12 protein-coding genes are annotated in these 19057 nt (G+C 38.7%); 7 read left to right on the top strand and 5 right to left on the bottom strand.

Features of this window, described 5'->3' with window-relative positions; all coding sequences use genetic code 11:
- The first annotated feature begins 189 nt into the window (after nucleotides 1–189).
- On the top strand, nucleotides 190–900 hold the full coding sequence (locus IQ247_RS06200; RefSeq protein ID WP_193918086.1) for an ATP-dependent Zn protease: 711 nt from the start codon (nucleotides 190–192) through the stop codon (nucleotides 898–900).
- Nucleotides 901–1096: 196 nt separating this feature from the next.
- Here the strand turns inward: IQ247_RS06200 and IQ247_RS06195 are convergent, their stop codons facing one another.
- Both IQ247_RS06195 and IQ247_RS06190 read right to left on the bottom strand, forming a co-directional pair.
- On the bottom strand, nucleotides 1097–2230 hold the full coding sequence (locus IQ247_RS06195; protein WP_193918084.1) for a diguanylate cyclase: 1134 nt from the start codon (nucleotides 2228–2230) through the stop codon (nucleotides 1097–1099).
- Nucleotides 2231–3487: 1257 nt separating this feature from the next.
- On the bottom strand, nucleotides 3488–3691 hold the full coding sequence (locus IQ247_RS06190; RefSeq protein ID WP_193918082.1) for a heavy-metal-associated domain-containing protein: 204 nt from the start codon (nucleotides 3689–3691) through the stop codon (nucleotides 3488–3490).
- A gap of 431 nt (nucleotides 3692–4122) precedes the next feature.
- On the opposite strand from IQ247_RS06190, the gene alaS reads away from it, so the two are divergent.
- Entirely contained in the window at nucleotides 4123–6765 is a 2643-nt protein-coding gene (alaS, locus tag IQ247_RS06185; protein WP_193918080.1) for an alanine--tRNA ligase, read from the top strand.
- Nucleotides 6766–6893: 128 nt separating this feature from the next.
- The gene (locus tag IQ247_RS06180; RefSeq protein WP_193918078.1) at nucleotides 6894–7403 is read left to right on the top strand and encodes a hypothetical protein; all 510 of its coding nucleotides are present in this window, start codon (nucleotides 6894–6896) and stop codon (nucleotides 7401–7403) included.
- Nucleotides 7404–7931: 528 nt separating this feature from the next.
- On the opposite strand, the gene IQ247_RS06175 is transcribed toward IQ247_RS06180, so the two are convergent.
- Nucleotides 7932–8777 (bottom strand): SDR family NAD(P)-dependent oxidoreductase, encoded by an 846-nt coding sequence (locus IQ247_RS06175; RefSeq protein ID WP_193918076.1) that lies wholly within the window; start codon nucleotides 8775–8777, stop codon nucleotides 7932–7934.
- 902 nt (nucleotides 8778–9679) lie between these two features.
- Between IQ247_RS06175 and IQ247_RS06170 the strand changes: the two genes are divergently transcribed.
- The 4 genes from IQ247_RS06170 (at nucleotide 9680) to IQ247_RS06155 (ending at nucleotide 17168) form a co-directional block, all read left to right on the top strand.
- Entirely contained in the window at nucleotides 9680–10246 is a 567-nt protein-coding gene (locus IQ247_RS06170) for a peptidoglycan-binding domain-containing protein (RefSeq protein ID WP_193918074.1), read from the top strand.
- 613 nt (nucleotides 10247–10859) lie between these two features.
- Entirely contained in the window at nucleotides 10860–14492 is a 3633-nt protein-coding gene (gene nifJ, locus IQ247_RS06165; protein WP_228059518.1) for a pyruvate:ferredoxin (flavodoxin) oxidoreductase, read from the top strand.
- Between the two features lie 236 nt (nucleotides 14493–14728).
- Nucleotides 14729–15097 carry an Rpn/YhgA-type helix-turn-helix domain-containing protein gene (locus tag IQ247_RS06160; protein ID WP_193918103.1) on the top strand — a complete coding sequence of 123 codons (369 nt, stop codon included), beginning with the start codon at nucleotides 14729–14731 and terminating at the stop codon, nucleotides 15095–15097.
- The gene (locus tag IQ247_RS06155) at nucleotides 15057–17168 is read left to right on the top strand and encodes a hydantoinase/oxoprolinase family protein (protein WP_193918072.1); all 2112 of its coding nucleotides are present in this window, start codon (nucleotides 15057–15059) and stop codon (nucleotides 17166–17168) included. Before IQ247_RS06160 ends, IQ247_RS06155 begins: the two co-directional genes overlap by 41 nt.
- A gap of 219 nt (nucleotides 17169–17387) precedes the next feature.
- On the opposite strand, the gene IQ247_RS06150 is transcribed toward IQ247_RS06155, so the two are convergent.
- Together IQ247_RS06150 and IQ247_RS06145 are read right to left on the bottom strand one after the other, a co-directional pair.
- Nucleotides 17388–17990, bottom strand: coding sequence for a DedA family protein (locus IQ247_RS06150; RefSeq protein WP_193918071.1), 603 nt, complete (start codon nucleotides 17988–17990; stop codon nucleotides 17388–17390).
- Nucleotides 17991–18131: 141 nt separating this feature from the next.
- The gene (locus tag IQ247_RS06145) at nucleotides 18132–18995 is read right to left on the bottom strand and encodes an HAD family hydrolase (protein WP_193918070.1); all 864 of its coding nucleotides are present in this window, start codon (nucleotides 18993–18995) and stop codon (nucleotides 18132–18134) included.
- Between the last annotated feature and the right edge of the window lie 62 nt (nucleotides 18996–19057).

Raw genomic sequence — 19057 nt, 5'->3', positions numbered from 1 at the left:
CTCCTAACTCCTAACTCCCGTACAGACGTAGCATTGCTACGTCTGTACAACTCCTAACTCCTCACTCCTAACTCCTAACTCCTAACTCCTAACTCCTAACTCCTAACTCCTAACTCAATGCCCAATTCTCTATTCTTTGCTACATAATTAAGAAAGATTGCAGTTTATTTAAAAATATTTAGCAAATATATGAATAAAACAACTTTAAATTTGGTGGCGATATCAATATTTTTGATGACGTTTTCAATACTGCTCGGTCCTTTGATTCATTTATCACCTGCGGTTCCTGCTGTTGCTACTTTTGCCATTTTGGCGATCACAACTTTTGATTCTTGGAGTCTGGAAGGTAGGGGAGGAACGTTATTTTTAGATTTGATTGGTGGATTTTCGAGTGAATATCGGGAACGTATTCTCCATCACGAAGCGGGACATTTCCTTGTAGCCTATATTTTAGGGGTTCCGGTGACGGGTTATAGTCTGAGTGCTTGGGAAGCACTTAAGCAAAAACAACAGGGACTTGGTGGTGTGACTTTTGATGATGTGGAATTATTATCTCAATTTGAAAAAGGTATGATCACTACTCGAATTTTAGAACGCTACTATACAATTTGGATGGCTGGAATTGCAGCAGAAAATTTGGTTTATAAGGATTATAAAGGTGGTGCAGATGATAAAAATAAAATGATGGGAGTCTTGAAGTCTTTAGGTTGTTCTAAGTCTACTTGCGAACAAAAACAGCGTTTTAGTATTCTCCAAGCAAAAACTCTATTAGAAAATAACTGGTCTGCATATCAAGCTTTAGTTGATATGATGCGAGAACGTGCAACAGTGGAAGAATGCGGAAAAGTTCTGATAAAACAAGGAGTTAAGAGTGAAAAGTTAACAGCCAATGTCTCTTAAGGGAGAAATGAAAATAATTAAATAATTAAAAATATCCCTTGTTAAGTCTTTTTCCCAATCCTAAGAAAGTTAGTTGGATTTAATCTTCTAATTTAATGTCTTCTGGGTAATTTGGCTAATTTCTGATTTTAATCCGGAGAGTGACACAAGAGGGCTAAAGTAAAGGTAACTTGCTTATCACTCATAACTCCTGACTTTATCCTGCGGAAACTTTTAAATACGATGGCTGTAATGCAAGGTTATGGAAAACATAGCTATTACTTTGCACTATATCTTTACAATTAACTTCATTTGGTAGGTAGGAATTGTTATCTATTGTATTGTGACAACTCACTACACGGTTTCGTCCCTCAGATTTTGCCTTTAATAATAAGGTGTCTGCGCGATGTAGTAAACTTAAACCTTGTTTATCATCGTTTGGAAGTAAACAAGCGGTTCCTAAACTGATGGTGACATTTATAGTTAATGTACTGTCAATCGCAAAGGGACTATCCTTAACTATGCTGTTGAGTCGATGAGCTACCAAATTTGCGTCTTCGGTGGTGGTATCACTGAGAATTATCACAAATTCTTCTCCACCGTAACGGAATGCAGTATCTTGAACCCGCAAATTATGACGAATGCGACTAGACAATAATTTTAATAGTCTATCCCCAACTAAATGTCCGTAGTTGTCGTTGACTTTTTTGAAATAGTCTACATCTAAAATAATCAAACTCAAAGGAGAATTATTACTACGAGCTTTTTCGATTTGTCTGGGTAAATCCCACTCCAAAGCTCGACGATTATTTAATTCTGTTAAGGAATCAGCCAAAGCAATTGTTGATAATAAATCATTTGTTTTCATCAAATCGCGATATTTATGGGCTTTACGCAAAGCTACAGTCAGCTGAGACAGCAGCAAGCGATGGCTGGGATTTAAATTTTTAACAGCAGAATCTGTTTTTCTTTGTCGGATTGACTGGGAATTTTCCACATCTCCATACCAAATATAAGCATCAGCCCCAAGTCTAAGCGCTCTCGATGTCATTTCTAATTCCCACTCCCAACTTTGATTTTCTCGATCGCTAATTAGTTGGGGACTATCTTCTAAAAGAATGCAGTATATCCAAGAAAGTTTTGTCTGCTGTTTTAACCAACAGCACAGTTGCATACTATCATTCTGGCTCGATTGTACGAGAATGATGTCAGGAGGTTTACTTTGAATGCGCGACACAGCCATTTGCAGGTTCGTAATCGCTTCTAAATTGAAAGTACCTGCTTCTCGAATTTGCTCTGGTAGTGTGGCTAGGAATTCCTCATTTCCAAAAACCAAAATGGAAATGTTCATGATTTTTTATTTTAATTGTTATTTGCTTCAAGTTAATTACCCTCTTTTATCAGTTGGGATTGTTCAAGTATAATTGCAATCAATGTTTGGCTCTAAATAAGCTATTAATTACAATTTATACATAACAAAAAAGCTATTACTTCAATTGAAGTCAATACTTGTTTTCCGATAGTGATCTAAGAGGGATAAGGTAAAACCTCAATCAAACCTGCTGAACTTTCTAATTACTCAATAGAAATCGATTTATGCCAAGGGGGTGTGACCCCGCATTTGCTTTTTTTTATCTCGTTAACTGCTTAACCAAATTCCAAGTTAATCTCCTCTTTTTACTGCATCTCTAACTACAATATTTAGAACTAATATTCCCGATCCCTAATTTCTGTCCTATGGACATATATTTCAAACAGTAAAAACACGGAATCATCCGGATAAGTCTTTAAATAGCACTGTGATTTCCACCAAGTTTCCACCAATTAAGTAATTTTAAATACTTCTCAGTATTTATAAATAATGCAGAACCGATTGTCACGCTGAATAAAATCATTGACTCAGTAGAATTTCTAGATGATTGATAACAACTCCAAGGGATTTATGCGGTTTTCACTCAATATTTAATAACTCATATACGTACCGACACTAGAAAATTTTAATATTTTCTAAATCATGGTTCTGAAAATATGAAGAAATTGGGAAAAGTAAAAATGTAAATCAAATTTGCTAATGGAATGTTTCCTAGCTAGAAATATTTGAAATTCATCAAAATTACTTAAATAAAATTTCGTTTTACGGACGTATATTCACTTAAGTAGTAATTTTAGGATTCGGAATTTACTTAAGTAAATATACGTTGTAACTATATCAAGTCTGAGTCAAATAGTATGGCAAGAAACTCTGTTTCCCATGAGACGAAATAATAGCGTTTACATGATTAGCAAGTTTTTAGAAAACCGGGTTTGTGGCATCTTGTTAACGTGAGTACTCCTTCAGTTACGTCAACTACGACAAATATAATCCCACAGTCATAACTACAATCAGAAATCGGGTTTTTAGATTAAATATCTGTGATGAAAGACAATCATCGTAAAAACCCGACTTCTCACCCGACGAAATAACAGCTTTTACATAATTAGCAAGTTTTTAGGAAACAGGCTTTGTCCCATGTTGTTACACAAGTTCCATCAATAAAACTCAATCCTAATATGCCGTCTTCTGGGGGAGTTTAAGAGCGATACTTTATTTATCAGATAACGGGGATACTTACTGATAGCCTTCAATGTGATAACCAGCAGCAACGATTGCTTGCTTTATTGATTCACCAGAAGCATCAGAGTCCACGGTAACTGTCTTGGAATCTAAGTCCACATCAATTTTGGCATCGGGTTCCACAACCTTGATAGATTCCTTAATCTTTGCGGCACAATCTTCGCATTTCATATTGGAAACTTTTAATTCAAGCGCCATTAACTACCTCACTTTCTAGATTTCAATTGATTGTTCTTTTGGAATTTTACCTACTCTTAAAGAAAAAAAGCATATCCTAAAGGCATAAGATTGATTTGTCTTAACCTAGTTTAAGTTCGATGGCAAGCCCGATTGATTATTGTAAGCCATGACAATTGTAAAGATATGGTTAAGATATCTTTAAAAGGATGCAAGTTGGTTTGGAAGCGCTACAGCTTGATAAGTAACCCAAGTTATTGCACTAATTGTCATAATCGGAGGTAGAGCCTCCAAACTCTACTTCCCCTCACCATCCAGGGAACTAGAACTGTCAACTGTTAAAGAATCCGGTGGGATGAACTGACAAATAATGATATATTTTGATATTTGGTATTTTATAGTTTTAATTATTTCATTTAGCTTTTATTTAATCACCATCGAGGTTAGTACCTATGTCTGTAAATCCCCAATACCTCAGCGGTAACGAAATTCGGCAGAAATTTCTTGATTTTTACGCAAAACGGGGACACCAACTACTCCCCAGTGCTTCCTTAGTACCGGAAGATCCCACGGTATTGCTGACGATTGCGGGGATGCTTCCGTTTAAACCGATATTTCTCGGACAGCGTACTCCAGAATTTAACCGTGCTACGACTTCTCAAAAGTGTGTCCGGACTAATGATATTGAAAATGTGGGTGTTACTAAGCGACATCACACGTTTTTCGAGATGTTGGGTAATTTCAGCTTTGGGGACTATTTTAAGGAACAAGCGATAATTTGGGGTTGGGAACTTTCGACAAAAATCTTTAATTTACCCCCGGAAAGACTCGCTGTCAGTGTTTATTACGAAGATGATGAAGCTTACGCTATTTGGAGGGATAAAATCGGGGTACCAGAAGCCAGAATTAAACGCTTGGATGAAGATAATTTTTGGGCTTCTGGTGCTACGGGACCTTGTGGTCCTTGTTCTGAGATTTTCTACGATTTTCACCCCGAACGCGGCGATAACAATATAGATTTAGATGATGATACCAGGTTTATCGAGTTTTATAATTTGGTATTCATGCAATACAACCGCGATGCAGATGGTAATTTAACTCCCCTTGCGAATAAAAATATTGATACCGGGATGGGTTTGGAGAGAATGGCTCAAATTCTCCAACAAGTTCCTAATAATTATGAAACAGATTTAATTTTTCCAATTATTGAAAAGGCTGCTGAAATTGCGGGAATTAACTATAGTAAAAGTGACGAAAAAACTAAAACTTCTTTAAAAGTAATTGGCGACCATATCCGTGCTGTGGTACACATGATAACTGATGAAATCCGCGCTTCTAATGTGGGGAGAGGTTACGTTTTGCGTCGGTTGCTTCGTCGGGTGGTACGTCACGGTAGATTAATTGGAATTGCAGGGGAATTTACTACTCAAGTTGCAGAAACGGCGATCGCGCTTTCTGAAGGTGCTTATCCTGAAGTGCGGGTACGCGAAAACGCCATCAAGGCGGAATTACAACGAGAAGAATCTCAATTTCTCAAAACTTTAGAACGTGGTGAAAAGCTGCTTGAGGAAGTTATCACTAAGTTGAAGCACTCAAGTAAAACTGTTATTAGCGGTGAAGATGCTTTTAAACTTTATGATACTTATGGTTTTCCTTTAGAATTAACTCAAGAAATTGCCGCAGAACAAGGTTTGACGGTTGATGGTGAGGGCTTTGATGCCGAAATGAAGCAACAAATCGAACGCGCTAAAGCTGCCCATGAAACCATCGATTTAACTGTCCAAGGCGCACTTGATAAATTAGCAGAAAATATCGCAGTTACCGAATTTGTTGGCTATACCGAAGCTACAGCAACTTCTATTGTGGAAGCAATATTAGTTGAAGGGATTTCCACAGAAGCAGCAGAAGCCGGAACCCAGGTGCAAATTGTTCTCAACAAAACCCCATTTTATGCTGAATCCGGAGGACAAATTGGCGATCGCGGTTATATCAGCGGTGATGGAATTGTGGTGAGAATTGAAGACGTGAAAAAAGAATCCGACTTTTTTGTTCACTTCGGACGCATCGAACGCGGTACAATCCGAGTAGGAGATTCTGTAACTGCTCAAATCGACCGCGCTTGTCGTCGTCGCGCTCAAGCTAACCACACCGCAACTCACTTACTCCAAGCTGCATTAAAAAAAATCGTTGATGAGAGTATCTCTCAAGCAGGTTCCTTGGTAAACTTCGATCGATTACGCTTTGACTTCAACTGTCCCCGCAACATGACACCTGAAGAAGTCCTTGCTGTTGAAACACAAGTTAATAATTGGATCGCCGAAGCTCATGCTGCAAAAGTTGAAACTTTACCTTTAGCAGAAGCAAAAGCTAGAGGTGCGGTTGCCATGTTCGGCGAAAAATACGGCGAGTCAGTGCGAGTTATCGACTTTATGGGCGTATCAATGGAGCTTTGTGGCGGGACTCATGTAAGTAATACTGCGGAAATAGGAGTATTTAAGATAATTTCCGAAGCGGGTATATCATCAGGCGTGCGGCGGATTGAAGCCGTTTCTGGACCCGCAATATTAGATTACCTGAATGTACGGGATAATGTAGTCAAAGATTTGAGTGAGAGATTCAAAATTAAACCCGAAGAAATCCCCGATCGAATTACTACCCTACAAACCGAACTGAGAAACGCTCAGAAAGAAATCGAGAAGATTAAAGGGCAAATGGCGATCGCTAAATCCGACAGTTTATTAGAAACGGTTGAATCAATAGGCGAATATAAATATCTCGTCGCCAAAATGGAAGGAGTTGACGCAGAATCCTTAAAAACAGCAGCCGAAAGATTGCAGCAGAAAATCGGTAACAATGCAGCTGTAGTCTTGGGTTCCGCAATTGAAGACGGAAAAGTCAGCTTAGTAGCAGCATTCGGCGCAGATATTAACAAAAAAGGCGTACAGGCAGGTAAATTTATTGGTGCTGTCGCTAAAATGTGCGGTGGTGGGGGTGGTGGCAGACCAAACTTAGCCCAAGCTGGGGGAAGAGATGCGAGTAAATTACCGGAAGCATTGGAGAAAGCAAAGGGGGATTTGAAAGCTAGTTTGGGTTGATTGTAGTGCGGGCTATCTTTGCCCGCTTTTTATATTTTTAATTATGTTTATTGGATTGGTTAGTTAGTTACGTATACAAAAAAATTTTTAGTTACAATATAATTAGAGTATTCTAAGTATTACTAACTATGATTGAAGAAAAGATTCATACCAGAAGTAAACTTTACCATGCAAGAGGTGGTGATGCACGTATTTTTGGAGAAGACTCGGATATCCGACGAAAAATGGATGAACGAAAAGCTCTTGAACGCTTTGCTCACACATGGCACAATGCTCTCGAACCAGAAATTAGGAAAGCACCAATTATTACAACCGAAGAGGCAAAAGAACTACTTGAAGGAAAGCAAAAAGAATATGTTATTAATTCATTTCAATTCAGGCAATTTTCTCTACATAATGTTGTATTTATTGCTCGGTTAAACTCTGAAGGAAGGGAAGATGGTGTTTGCGATCAGCTTTGGTCATTAGGTGTTCATCGTGATAACACACGACTCTGCATATATTTTTCAAAAATCGAAGAGAAAGACAGATTTGAGGAAATAGCGAAGCAATTACTATTTGACGACTCTCGTGATTTAGCTTTGAATCTGATTATGGATTTTGTAGATAAATTTTCTAAGCAAGAAGGTAGAAGGTAGGTTGGGTTAGACGGACAATCACAATTAGCGATTAATTCCACCTATAAAAGTCGTCTTAGTCGCCTTTTTTAGTTGTAGGTTCGCTTCACTGCGGACAAATTCAGTAATTAGCGCCAATGGTAAGACAGGAAATAGCAGCTGCTGAGACTTCACCATAATACTAAAGTTTTTATTTATACTTTGTCTTTCCGTCCTCTGACTTCTAAGCCGGGCAGTCGGCAGTGGGAAAGAGTAATAAGACTTAGAAGGTAGGTTGGGTTAGACGGATAAATAATATTGAGCATAAACGCAAATAATTGAATTCCGTCGTAACCCAACATTATAATTCGTGGGTAATTTTGCATATTAAATTTACAGTACAATATTTATTATCTTTCTAAAATATCGCTGTTGGATTACGACACGATTAATTTATTTTCTCGTTACAAAACAAATTACTTTCGTGTCTAACCCAACCTACGCACTGGGCTTTCTCCAAGATCGGCACGGATGCTGGCAAACTTACGCAGTTCTTCCTGAGCAGGTATATCAACATTCCTTGATGGATTCCCACAATTCGGCAATTTCTTCTGCGCTGCTAGCTTTGACCCGCGCCAGATTTATCGGGTAGTCAACCCTTGAGTTCTCCTCAAAACGTGTTGCCGTAAACTGTCCATTGCTCGCACGCAGAATAAATCCGGTATCTTGGCAAGCGTCACTGACTAGGTAAATGACCCCAGGAGTAACCCATTCGGGCTTAAGATTGGCTGGCGTACTCGTTTCTCCCCACATTCGAGTTTTAGCCACAGGAGATACCGCATTGACAAGAATCTTGTGTTCCAAGCCTTCCATGCTTAGTGCATTCATGATGCCAACCTGAGCCATCTTGCCAGCAGCATAGGCTGTCAATCCAGACTGAGCGTATTGTTGATACATGGCACGATCAGAGGTGGTCAAAACTATTCGTGGTGCCGATGATTGTTTTAGATATTTCCAGGCGTGCTTACATATCCAGGTTGTCGCGAGGATATTAACGTCAATGGCACGTTGTATAAAACCGACCTCTATTTCCTCAATAGCTTGATAGCCTACCCACCCTGCATTATGGATAAGGATATCAAGGCTGCCGAAAGAATTTATCGTCAGTTCTACCAGCTCGCGACAAGTCGATTCTTTAGATAGATCGCCGCAATGGGCGATGACGTTTTTACCATGTCCCTGCAACTCGCGCGCAGCATTGGATGCCACTGAGTCGTCAATCCCTGCACCCGCACGATCCGTACCTAGATCGCTGATTACGACATTAGCACCAAAGTCTGCCAGGGTTCGAGCGTAAGCCAGTCCCAACCCTCTACCTGCACCAGTGACAATGGCTGTCTTACCGTTGAAATCCATGTTCTTCTCCTGATTCCTACTATAATCAAAACTAAGATAACAACCTTGTTTTTATTTCCTAATATTATAGTTTCGGGTTAAGTTAGACGGAAAATCAATATTGGTATAAATGTAGAGAATTTGATTCCGTCGTAACCCAACATCATAATTTGTGAGCAGTTTTACATTTTAAATTAACAATACAATATTTATCGTCTCCCCAAAACACCGATGTTGGGTTACGACACGATAAAACCATTTACTCGTAATCAACAAATTTATTTTCGTGTCTAACCCAACCTACCTGCTTTTGATGACTTTCCCGAATAAAAGATTATGGTTCTTCCGTAGGTGTTATGCTGAAATTTCAACTAAAATTAGATATTTGTTTTTAACATCAAGGCTTTCAGGTATTTATAACCTTGATTTCATATCAAAGTCTCAAAAGCCAAGATTAAAAGCTATCTTTCTTGTCTAGCAAGGAATATGAGCTGTTTTATAGGAGTTTTGAGCATAACAAGTAATGAAGAACCTATTTTATAACTATTTATACTAAATCAGAACAAGCTGGTATAACTGCGGATGAAATCAACAATATCATTATTAATTATGAAAAAAGTGATATTGAGAATCAAAGTTCCTAATATCCATCCTCAGTCTCCAGCCCAATTTAAACTAGAAATTAGGTGCGATAAATCGCGTTGGATCGAGAATTTCAACCACCTGCTCTGGAAAAATTAATCACCTCACCTGCAACTGACAGCGATCGCTCTGTCGTCACGTCATATTTTATACCAAACAATCTATACGTACTACAAATAAATTTATAAAAACTGATAGTTGAAAATGCGGAATCAACTAACTGGGGAGTGATTCTAAATACAGATACACAAAATAGAAATAAATTTATCAAGGAGAAAACTATGAATGCTGCGTCCACAGTACTTAGAGAAGGTTCTAGAGGACAAGAAGTTGTCAAACTGCAAGAAGGTTTGAAAAAACTAAATTTTTATTCGGGTGCGATTGATGGTGTTTTTGGAAGTGCAACTAAAGATGCTGTGATTAAATTTCAACGCGCTCAAGGATTAGTTGCTGATGGAATTGTTGGTACAAAAACTTGGTCTAAATTAAATGAAATGTTAGGTAATAATATGTCTAAAAATAAATGGAGCAAAATGACTCCCCAACAGGAAATTGATGAAATTAAATCATTAATTGATAGCCGAATGGGAGTAGCTGCGCTTAATCAATTGGCATTGGAAAACTTTATTGGTTATGATTGTACTCGCAGATTTTATATTAACGATGAATTTGGTGGTTTTCAAACTTTGATGCAAGTTAAGTGTAGTACTCCAAGAGGAGCTTCTAGTGCGATTGGTTATGAAGAAATTCGAGTTACATTTAACCGTTTTGAAAGCAATATAGAAAATTTTGAAATCGAGCGAATTTCCGAAGAAATTGGTTCTCCTAAATTTGAATTACCTGAATAATCACGATTAAAATTCCTCAATTATCCTCAAGGTAGTTGATTATAACCGGCGCTTTGTTACCGCGTCTACACAAACAAAGTCCACCTTCGTGGACTATTTTTAGCGTCGCCCTTTAGGGCGATCGCGTTTGATGTGCTTGGATAAATCTCTCGTATTTTTTTACTCCAAAATCACAATCAAAGAAGTCGGGTTTTTCACAGAAATATCCGTAATTCCCACTTTCATAGTCATAAAAACCCGACTTCTTACCCCACCGATTAACCCGAACCTCTACCCCGATATTTTTTTTTAATTATATAAATCTTTTATAAACCCTTTATAAACCCTTGAATCTCTAAGTTTTTTTAATATTGAGTACATCACATAATAAGTCTTGAGAAATTTCTAATCCCGGATGAGATAGTGGTATATCAGGGTTTATTTGACAGGGTAAGCTAAAAAACGTTTAATTTGTATATTCAAATTTTATTAAAGTCTTGTAGTGCGGCCCCGATAGCCCGCTAGAAAAATACAAATTAAATGCGCGACAACTTAATTAAAACTTTGAATTTAGAATCACTTTTTCTATTCCCTACTCCCCTCAAATTAGATTCCTGTATTTATAGAAAAAATTATGCCACAATTTGCAACTATCGATGGAAATGAAGCGGTGGCTCGCATTGCTTACCGCTTGAATGAAGTGATTGCGATTTACCCGATTACTCCTTCTTCTTCAATGGGTGAATGGGCTGATACTTGGTGTGCAGGGGGCGATGCGGAAGCCGCTGCCTTCCGCAAACGCAATTTGTGGGGTACTGTTCCGAGTGTGGTGGAGATGCAAAGTGAAGGTGGTGCTGCGGCTGCGGTACACGGTGCTTTACAAACGGGTTCCTTGACTACCACTTTTACTTCATCTCAGGGATTGCTTTTGATGATTCCCAACTTGTACAAAATTGCTGGAGAACTCACCAGCGCTGTCATCCATGTTGCAGCTCGTTCCTTAGCTACTCATGCTCTGTCGATTTTTGGCGACCAAAGTGATGTCATGGCTGCTCGTGGGACGGGTTTCGCTTTGTTGTGTTCGGCTTCGGTACAGGAAGCTCACGATTTTGCATTGATTGCTCAAGCTGCAACTCTTAAAGCCAGAGTACCATTTCTGCACTTTTTCGACGGCTTCCGCACTTCCCATGAAATTCAAAAGGTAGAACTTTTACAACAAGAAGATTTAGAGGCTTTAATTGATGATGAATTAATCTTTGCCCATCGCAACCACGCTTTAACTCCCGATAATCCGGTTTTGCGAGGTACCGCACAAAATCCCGATGTTTATTTTCAAGCCCGCGAACGAATTAATCCTTATTATGATGCTTGTTCGGGAATTGTCCAGCAGGTAATGGATCAATTTGGAAAACGCACTGGTAGGTATTACCGTGTATTTGAATATTATGGTGTTCCCGATGCGGAACAGTTAATAGTGTTAATGGGTTCCGGTTGCGAAACGGTACATGAAACTATCGATTATCTCAATGCTCGTGGAGAAAAATTAGGGGTTGTCAAAGTCAGGTTGTTCCGTCCTTTCGACGCGGAGTTATTTGTTAAAGCTTTACCTAATACGGTAAAATCAATTGCCGTTCTCGACCGCACCAAGGAACCTGGTAGTGTTGGTGAACCGTTGTATTTGGATGTTGTGACGGCTATTTATCAAGCTTGGGATAAGTCCTGTTTTCCTAAAATCGTCAATGGTCGTTATGGTCTTTCTTCTAAGGAATTTACCCCGGCAATGGTGCGGGCTATTTACGATAATTTAGCTCAGGAAAAACCACAATCTGATTTCACAATTGGTATTAATGATGACTTGACTCATCGTTCCTTAACTTATGATGCCAGCTTTTCGACAGAGCCGGATAACGTTGTTAGAGCAATGTTTTACGGCTTGGGTTCCGATGGTACAGTAGGAGCAAATAAGAACTCTATCAAAATTATTGGTGAGGAAACAGACAATTACGCTCAAGGCTATTTTGTCTACGACTCCAAAAAATCTGGTTCGATGACGGTTTCTCACCTGCGTTTTGGTTCTCAGTTAATTCGTTCTACATATTTAATTGATAAAGCAAATTTTATCGGTTGTCATCAATGGACGTTTTTAGAACGAGTTGATGTCTTGAAAAATGCTGTATCTGGCTCAACATTTTTATTAAACAGTCCCTACGATGCCGATACTACATGGCAACATCTTCCCGCAAAAGTACAACAGCAAATTATCGACAAGCAACTGAAATTTTACGTTATTGATGCTAATAAAGTCGCTTGTGAAAGCGGTATGAATGGACGAATTAACACGATAATGCAAACCTGTTTCTTTGCTTTGGCAGGTGTTTTACCGCAAGATGAAGCGATACAAAAGATTAAATACGCGATTAAAAAGACTTACGGTAAAAAAGGCGATAAAGTCGTTGAGATGAACCTGCAAGCGGTAGATAATACCCTAAAGAATTTGCACAAAATCGAGGTTAATAAATTTGACGTTGTTCAATGTAGAGACGTAGCAATGCTACGTCTTCCAGAATCTCCGCTGCAAAAAATGATGACTGGAAGAGGAGACGAATTACCCGTAAGCGTATTAACCCCTGATGGTACTTTTCCTACTGGTACATCCAAATTAGAAAAACGTAATGTAGCTCAAGAGATTCCCGTTTGGGAAGCTGATGTCTGCGTACAGTGCGCTAAATGCGTCATGGTTTGTCCTCATGCTGCGATTCGCGCTAAGGTTTATCAGGAAAGTGAATTGAGTAATGCTCCAGCAACTTTTAAATTTACTGATGTTAAAGATAAAGCCTTTGCAGGAGAGAAATTTACCATTCAAGTAGCACCTTCCGACTGTACCGGATGTACTATTTGTGTTGATATTTGTCCCGCTAAAGATAAGAATAATCCCGAACGTAAAGCAATTAATATGAAACCACAATTGCCTTTACGGAAGCAGGAGACAGAAAACTGGGATTATTTTCTTGATTTACCCAATCCTGATAGAAACAAGCTGAAATTAACTCAAATTCGTCAACAGCAATTACAAGAGCCTTTATTTGAATTTTCCGGAGCTTGTGCTGGATGTGGCGAAACACCCTACTTAAAATTACTTAGCCAACTATTTGGCGATCGCGCTATTATTGCCAACGCTACGGGATGCTCGTCTATTTTTGGGGGGAATCTGCCGACTACTCCTTGGACGAAAAATGCTGAAGGTAGAGGTCCGGCTTGGTCTAATAGTTTGTTTGAGGATAATGCTGAATTCGGGTTTGGTTTCCGGTTGTCGGTGGATAAGAAAGCTGAATATGCTGCGGAGTTGTTAAGAGAATTAGCTGCTCAAGGTTTGATTGCTCCTGGTTTAGTTGAATCGATTTTGAATGCATCTCAGAAAAACGAAGCTGATATTTGGCAGCAGAGGGAAAGGGTTGGGTTGTTAAAGGAATGGTTGGAGGAAGGATTAAAAAACCGCAGAGACGCTGAGGGCGCTGAGGTAAGAGGTAAAGAGGGTTTTGGGAGTAACAGTTTAAAATCCAAAATCCAAAATCTAAAATCGCTTGCTGATTATCTGGTTAAGAAGAGTGTTTGGATAGTTGGGGGTGATGGTTGGGCTTATGATATTGACTTTGGAGGGTTGGATCACGTACTTGCCAGCGGTCGCAATGTTAATGTTTTGGTGATGGATACTGAGGTGTATTCTAATACTGGCGGTCAATCATCGAAATCTACTCCTAAAGCGGCAGTCGCTAAATTTGCCGCTAGTGGTAAGCCCGCAGCGAAGAAGGATTTGGGATTGATGGCTATGACTTATGGGAATATCTATGTAGCGAGTGTTGCATTAGGAGCCAGAGACGAACATACCCTCAAAGCATTTTTAGAAGCGGAAGCATATGAGGGACCATCATTAATTATTGCTTATAGTCATTGTATTGCTCACGGAATAGATATGACGACAGCAATGAGCAATCAAAAAGCTTTAGTGGAATCGGGAAGATGGTTACTTTATCGTTATAATCCCGACTTAGTTAAACAAGGTAAAAATCCGTTGCAATTGGATATGCTTCAACCGAAAAGTTCTCCAGAAGCATCGATGTACAAAGAAAATCGCTTCAAGATGTTGAAAAAAAGTAACCCGGAAATTGCCAAAAAGTTGATGGAAGAAGCACAGGTAGAAGTAAATCAGCGGTGGAAGATGTACGAATATTTAGCAGCGAGGAAAGTTGAGAAAGAAGAATATTTTTAACACCAATTGTATTTTTGATTTTTGTAGGGTGCTGTTAGTAGAAAAGTACGGCACCATTTTTGTTTTGTTATGAAGTTTGATATATTTTTCGTGAAGCTGGAAATAATAAAAATATTACCGCTTTAATTTTCATCGCTGATTGTCTTGTGTAAAGCTATACAAGCCATTTTAGCTGCTTGATAAAACTCCTCATCTCTCAAGCTAATATAAAAACAGAACACAAACAATAAAACATTATGTCTGAGGGAGTAATCGAAGCTAAAACGTTACGTGAAGCATGGGAACAAGGTTTGCAACAAGGATTAATCCAAGTTGCAGAAAATATGTTATATGAAGGAATCGATTTAACTTTAGTTGCAAAACTAACCGGACTATCAGTTGAAAAAGTCAATAATTCACCATATAGTCGTGCGTCTAACACACCCTACAATAATACAAAATACCCCCTTCCCGTAAAATGTTTGTTAAATAACGATAACTCTTATATAGACGCGATACCCTTGCCTCTCTACATCATCTATTCTTTGATAAAACCTACTTCTACAACATCCAAAAACCAAAATTATGTTAAAAGTATTTGCAGACAGGGGTGGAACTTTTACTGATATTGTCGCTGTTACTGACAATCAAGCCACAATTAATCAACTCGCAAATCATCCCCAGCGCTTTTTAATTGTTCCTCTTCCTCATCAACAATGGGTAATCGTTTATAAGTTACTTTCCGAAAATCCCGAATGTTATCAAGATGCAGCAATTCAAGGTATTCGCGATATTATTGGACTTTCATTAAACGAACCTATTTCCACCGCAGAAATTGAAGTGGTAAAAATGGGTACTACTGTCGCGACAAATGCGCTGTTGGAAAGAAAAGGCGATCGCGTTTTACTTGTAATTACCAAGGGATTCAAAGATGCGTTGCGAATTGGTTATCAAAATCGTCCCGATATTTTTGCTCGTCATATTGTTTTACCAAGTATGCTGTACGAGCAGGTAATTGAAGTAAACGAGCGATATGATGCCAAAGGTAATGAGTTAATCGCGGTAGAGATTGAAGAAGTAAGAAAAGATTTACAAGCAGTTTATAATACGGGAATTCGTAGCTGTGCAATTGTGTTGATGCACAGTTATAATTATCCGCAACATGAGCAGCAGGTAGCTAAAGTTGCCCGTGAAGTCGGATTTACGCAAATATCGGTTTCTCACCAAGTTAGTCCGTTGATCAAGTTAGTTAGTCGGGGAGATACAACGGTTGTTGATGCGTATTTAACTCCTATTTTACGTCGCTATGTTGACTCTGTAGCTAGTCAATTACCCGGTGTTAAATTAATGTTTATGAAGTCCGATGGCGGATTAATAAATGCTCAACAATTCCAAGGTAAAGATAGCATTTTAAGCGGGCCTGCGGGGGGTATTGTTGGTGCAGTACAAACTAGTTTGAGGGCTGGTTTCAACTCAGTAATTACTTTTGATATGGGTGGAACTAGTACTGATGTAGCTCATTTTAAAGGAGAGTACGAACGACAGTTAGAAAACGAAATTGCTGGAGCCAGAATGCGGGTTCCGGTTTTAGCAATACATACAATCGCTGCGGGTGGTGGTTCGATTTTATCTTTTGATGGTTCGAGTTACCGTGTGGGGCCCTCCTCTGCTGGTTCAAATCCTGGCCCTGCTTGTTACCGTCGCGGTGGTAAGTTGGCGGTGACGGATGCTAATGTGATGTTGGGTAAGATTCATCCCCAATATTTCCCTGCGGTATTTGGTAAGGATGGGAATTTACCTTTGGATAAAGATGTTGTTACCGAAAAATTTATCCAGCTAGCTCAGGATATAGAAACAGTTAGTGGAAATCATCGTACACCAGAACAGGTTGCCGCTGGATTTATGGCGATCGCTGTGGAAAGTATGGCAAATGCAATTAAAAAAATCAGTTTACAACGCGGTTATGATGTTACCAATTACGTACTTTGTTGTTTTGGGGGTGCTGGAGCGCAGGTTGCTTGTTTAATCGCTGATACTTTGGGAATGAAGCAGATTTTTCTCCATCCTTATGCGGGGGTGCTTTCTGCTTATGGTATGGGTTTGGCTGATGTGAGTGCTATTCGAGAAGCGGGTGTGGAGCAGGTTTTGGATCAAGAGTTGGTGGGGCAATTGCGGGGGTTGATGGAGGGTTTGGAAGTTCAAGGGAGGGGTGAGTTAGAAACGCAGAGGAGCGCGGAGGTAAACGCAGAGGAGCGCAAAGAGGTGGTGAGGAAGGTGAATATGAAGTATGAGGGGACTGATTCTATTTTAGGAGTTGATTTTGTTGCTGATGTGGGAATGATGCGGCAAGAGTTTGAGCGGGAGCATCAGTTAAGATATGGTTTTGTTCAAGCTGAGAAAAATTTGATTGTGGAGTCGGTTTCTGTGGAAGTTGTTCAGAAAATGGATACTCCAGAAGAAGCTTTGATTTGTCGTATTCGGGATTTAAATCTATTTCCAATTCCTGTAGAAACGGTGAGGATGTTTACTAATGATAAATGGTATTCTGCACCTGTTTATCAAAGGGAAGATTTACAACCGGGGGATGTTATTAAAGGTGCTGCAATTATTGTGGAAAAGATTAGTACGATTGTAGTTGAGCCAAATTGGGATGCGAAGTTAACCGAGCAGAATCATTTGATTTTGGAGCGGGTTTAAAACAGTGAACAGTGAAGCACGCAGCGTCATACAGTGAACATCCTAGTATGGTGTTCTATTTAAACCCGCCACCAACGCGCTCCCACCTCTATGATGGTGGGGGACTTAAACTTTTATTGTATAAACGTGACTGATAACTGATAACTGATCACTGATAACTGTTAAATGATGTTTTCGGTTTGTATTCAGAGATTTATTGCTGACTACAAACCTAAGAGTCTAATTCTGTCTGCTTTTACGACGAATGAATGAAATTATTAAAAAAAGAATAATCGCAGCAATAATAATTCCAGATAACAGACCTACATATTTTTCTACTAATTGAAAATTATTTCCTAATATGAAACCTGCATAAGTTAAAATTGCTGTCCATAACAAACTACCCCCAAAAGAGTATAGTATAAACGGTATCAAAGGCATTTTATCTAAACCAGCGGGGACAGAAATAAAAGTCCGAATACCGGGAACAAGACGACCAAAAAATATTACTGCTTTTCCGTATTTCCTCATCCATCTTTTTGATTTATCAATATCCGAAGTTGATAAAGTTAACCATTTTCCATGTTTATTTATCCAGTTTCGCAAACGTTCTTCACTCACAAGTTTACCGATGTAATACCAAGGTAATGCACCTAAAACGGAACCCAAGGTACCTGCTAAAATTACAGCCTGTAAATTTAGCTTACTTTGGGTTACTGTAAATCCCGCTAAGGGCATAATTAATTCGGAAGGTATTGGTGGAAAGAGGTTTTCTAAAAACATTAATAAAGCAATACCCACGTAACCCAATGAAGAAATTATGTTAGTAATCCAATTGAGCATATATTATATTATGTTTGGTCAAATCAAATAAATATTTAATATAAACTAAATGTAATCGTTGTGCAACATTTAGAGAGATTTATATCAAAAACTAAATCATTAATAATTTAAGTCATGTAACGTGCAATACGTTAAATTCAACTATTCACCAACACTTAACTGATACAACGATATTTTCTTACAAATTCCCTCTACTGCTAACTTCAAAGATTGCATTAATTCTGAGTTTTCGCTATAGTTAGCAGATGCTATATTTGCTACTCTTTGGTTACGAAAAATATTTACTTGTTTACTCCATTCTTCAGGGGTGCTGCTATCTTTATAAACGCCGATAGCAATTCCTCCTTCTTCATTCAACACCGAGAAACAAGGTATGTCGGACGCACCATCACCGACATAAATCATTTGAGACAAAGGAATGTGCATTTCCTCTTGCGGTATATCGCGAAAAAGAAACATTTTTTCGTCATCTTCCACTTGGTCAATCCCTTTAGCTATTTGAAAAAGATACCGAGTTTTTTCAGTATGAGTGACCAGCTTTTTCATGAAATGAATACCGCCATCTTTGTTATAATCAAATTCGCAACCCCATATTGCTCTAAAGTTTGATGCGATAGGATTGTGACGGGCGACTTCTGCCATACCGCAAGTAATTAAATAATATTCGATTTCTATCTTGGGGTTAATAACACGAGCCTTTTCTCGCAAAGTTTTAAACATCTGCGATACTCCTTCAAAAGGAGTTAAAGATTTACCGAAACAGCAGAGATATTCTTGAGTAATCTGATTATTTTGTTTAATTGATTCGTCAATTAATGCATAAAATCGCGCTAAAATTTTGTCCCATTCTTGATTAATCAAAGGTTGGATTCGTTGTTGCCGAAATTGATGAGCATTAATATCGCAACTTTCTAGAAGGCTGTCAAAGCTATCGGGTACTAAGGTATCGTCGAAATCAAATACAATCGCAATCCGGTTAGAGAAATGCTTGGTTGCTTTAGTCATAGGATTTTAAGGACAGTTTCACAAAATTATCGATATAAATTAAAATATCTGGAGACGTTGCA

It is taken from the genome of Plectonema cf. radiosum LEGE 06105, from assembly GCF_015207665.1.
In the GTDB taxonomy this organism is placed as follows: Bacteria; Cyanobacteriota; Cyanobacteriia; order Cyanobacteriales; family Nostocaceae; genus Rivularia; species Rivularia radiosa_A.
Note: the sequence above shows the minus strand (reverse complement) of the source record. Positions and strands in the feature narration are given on the sequence as shown.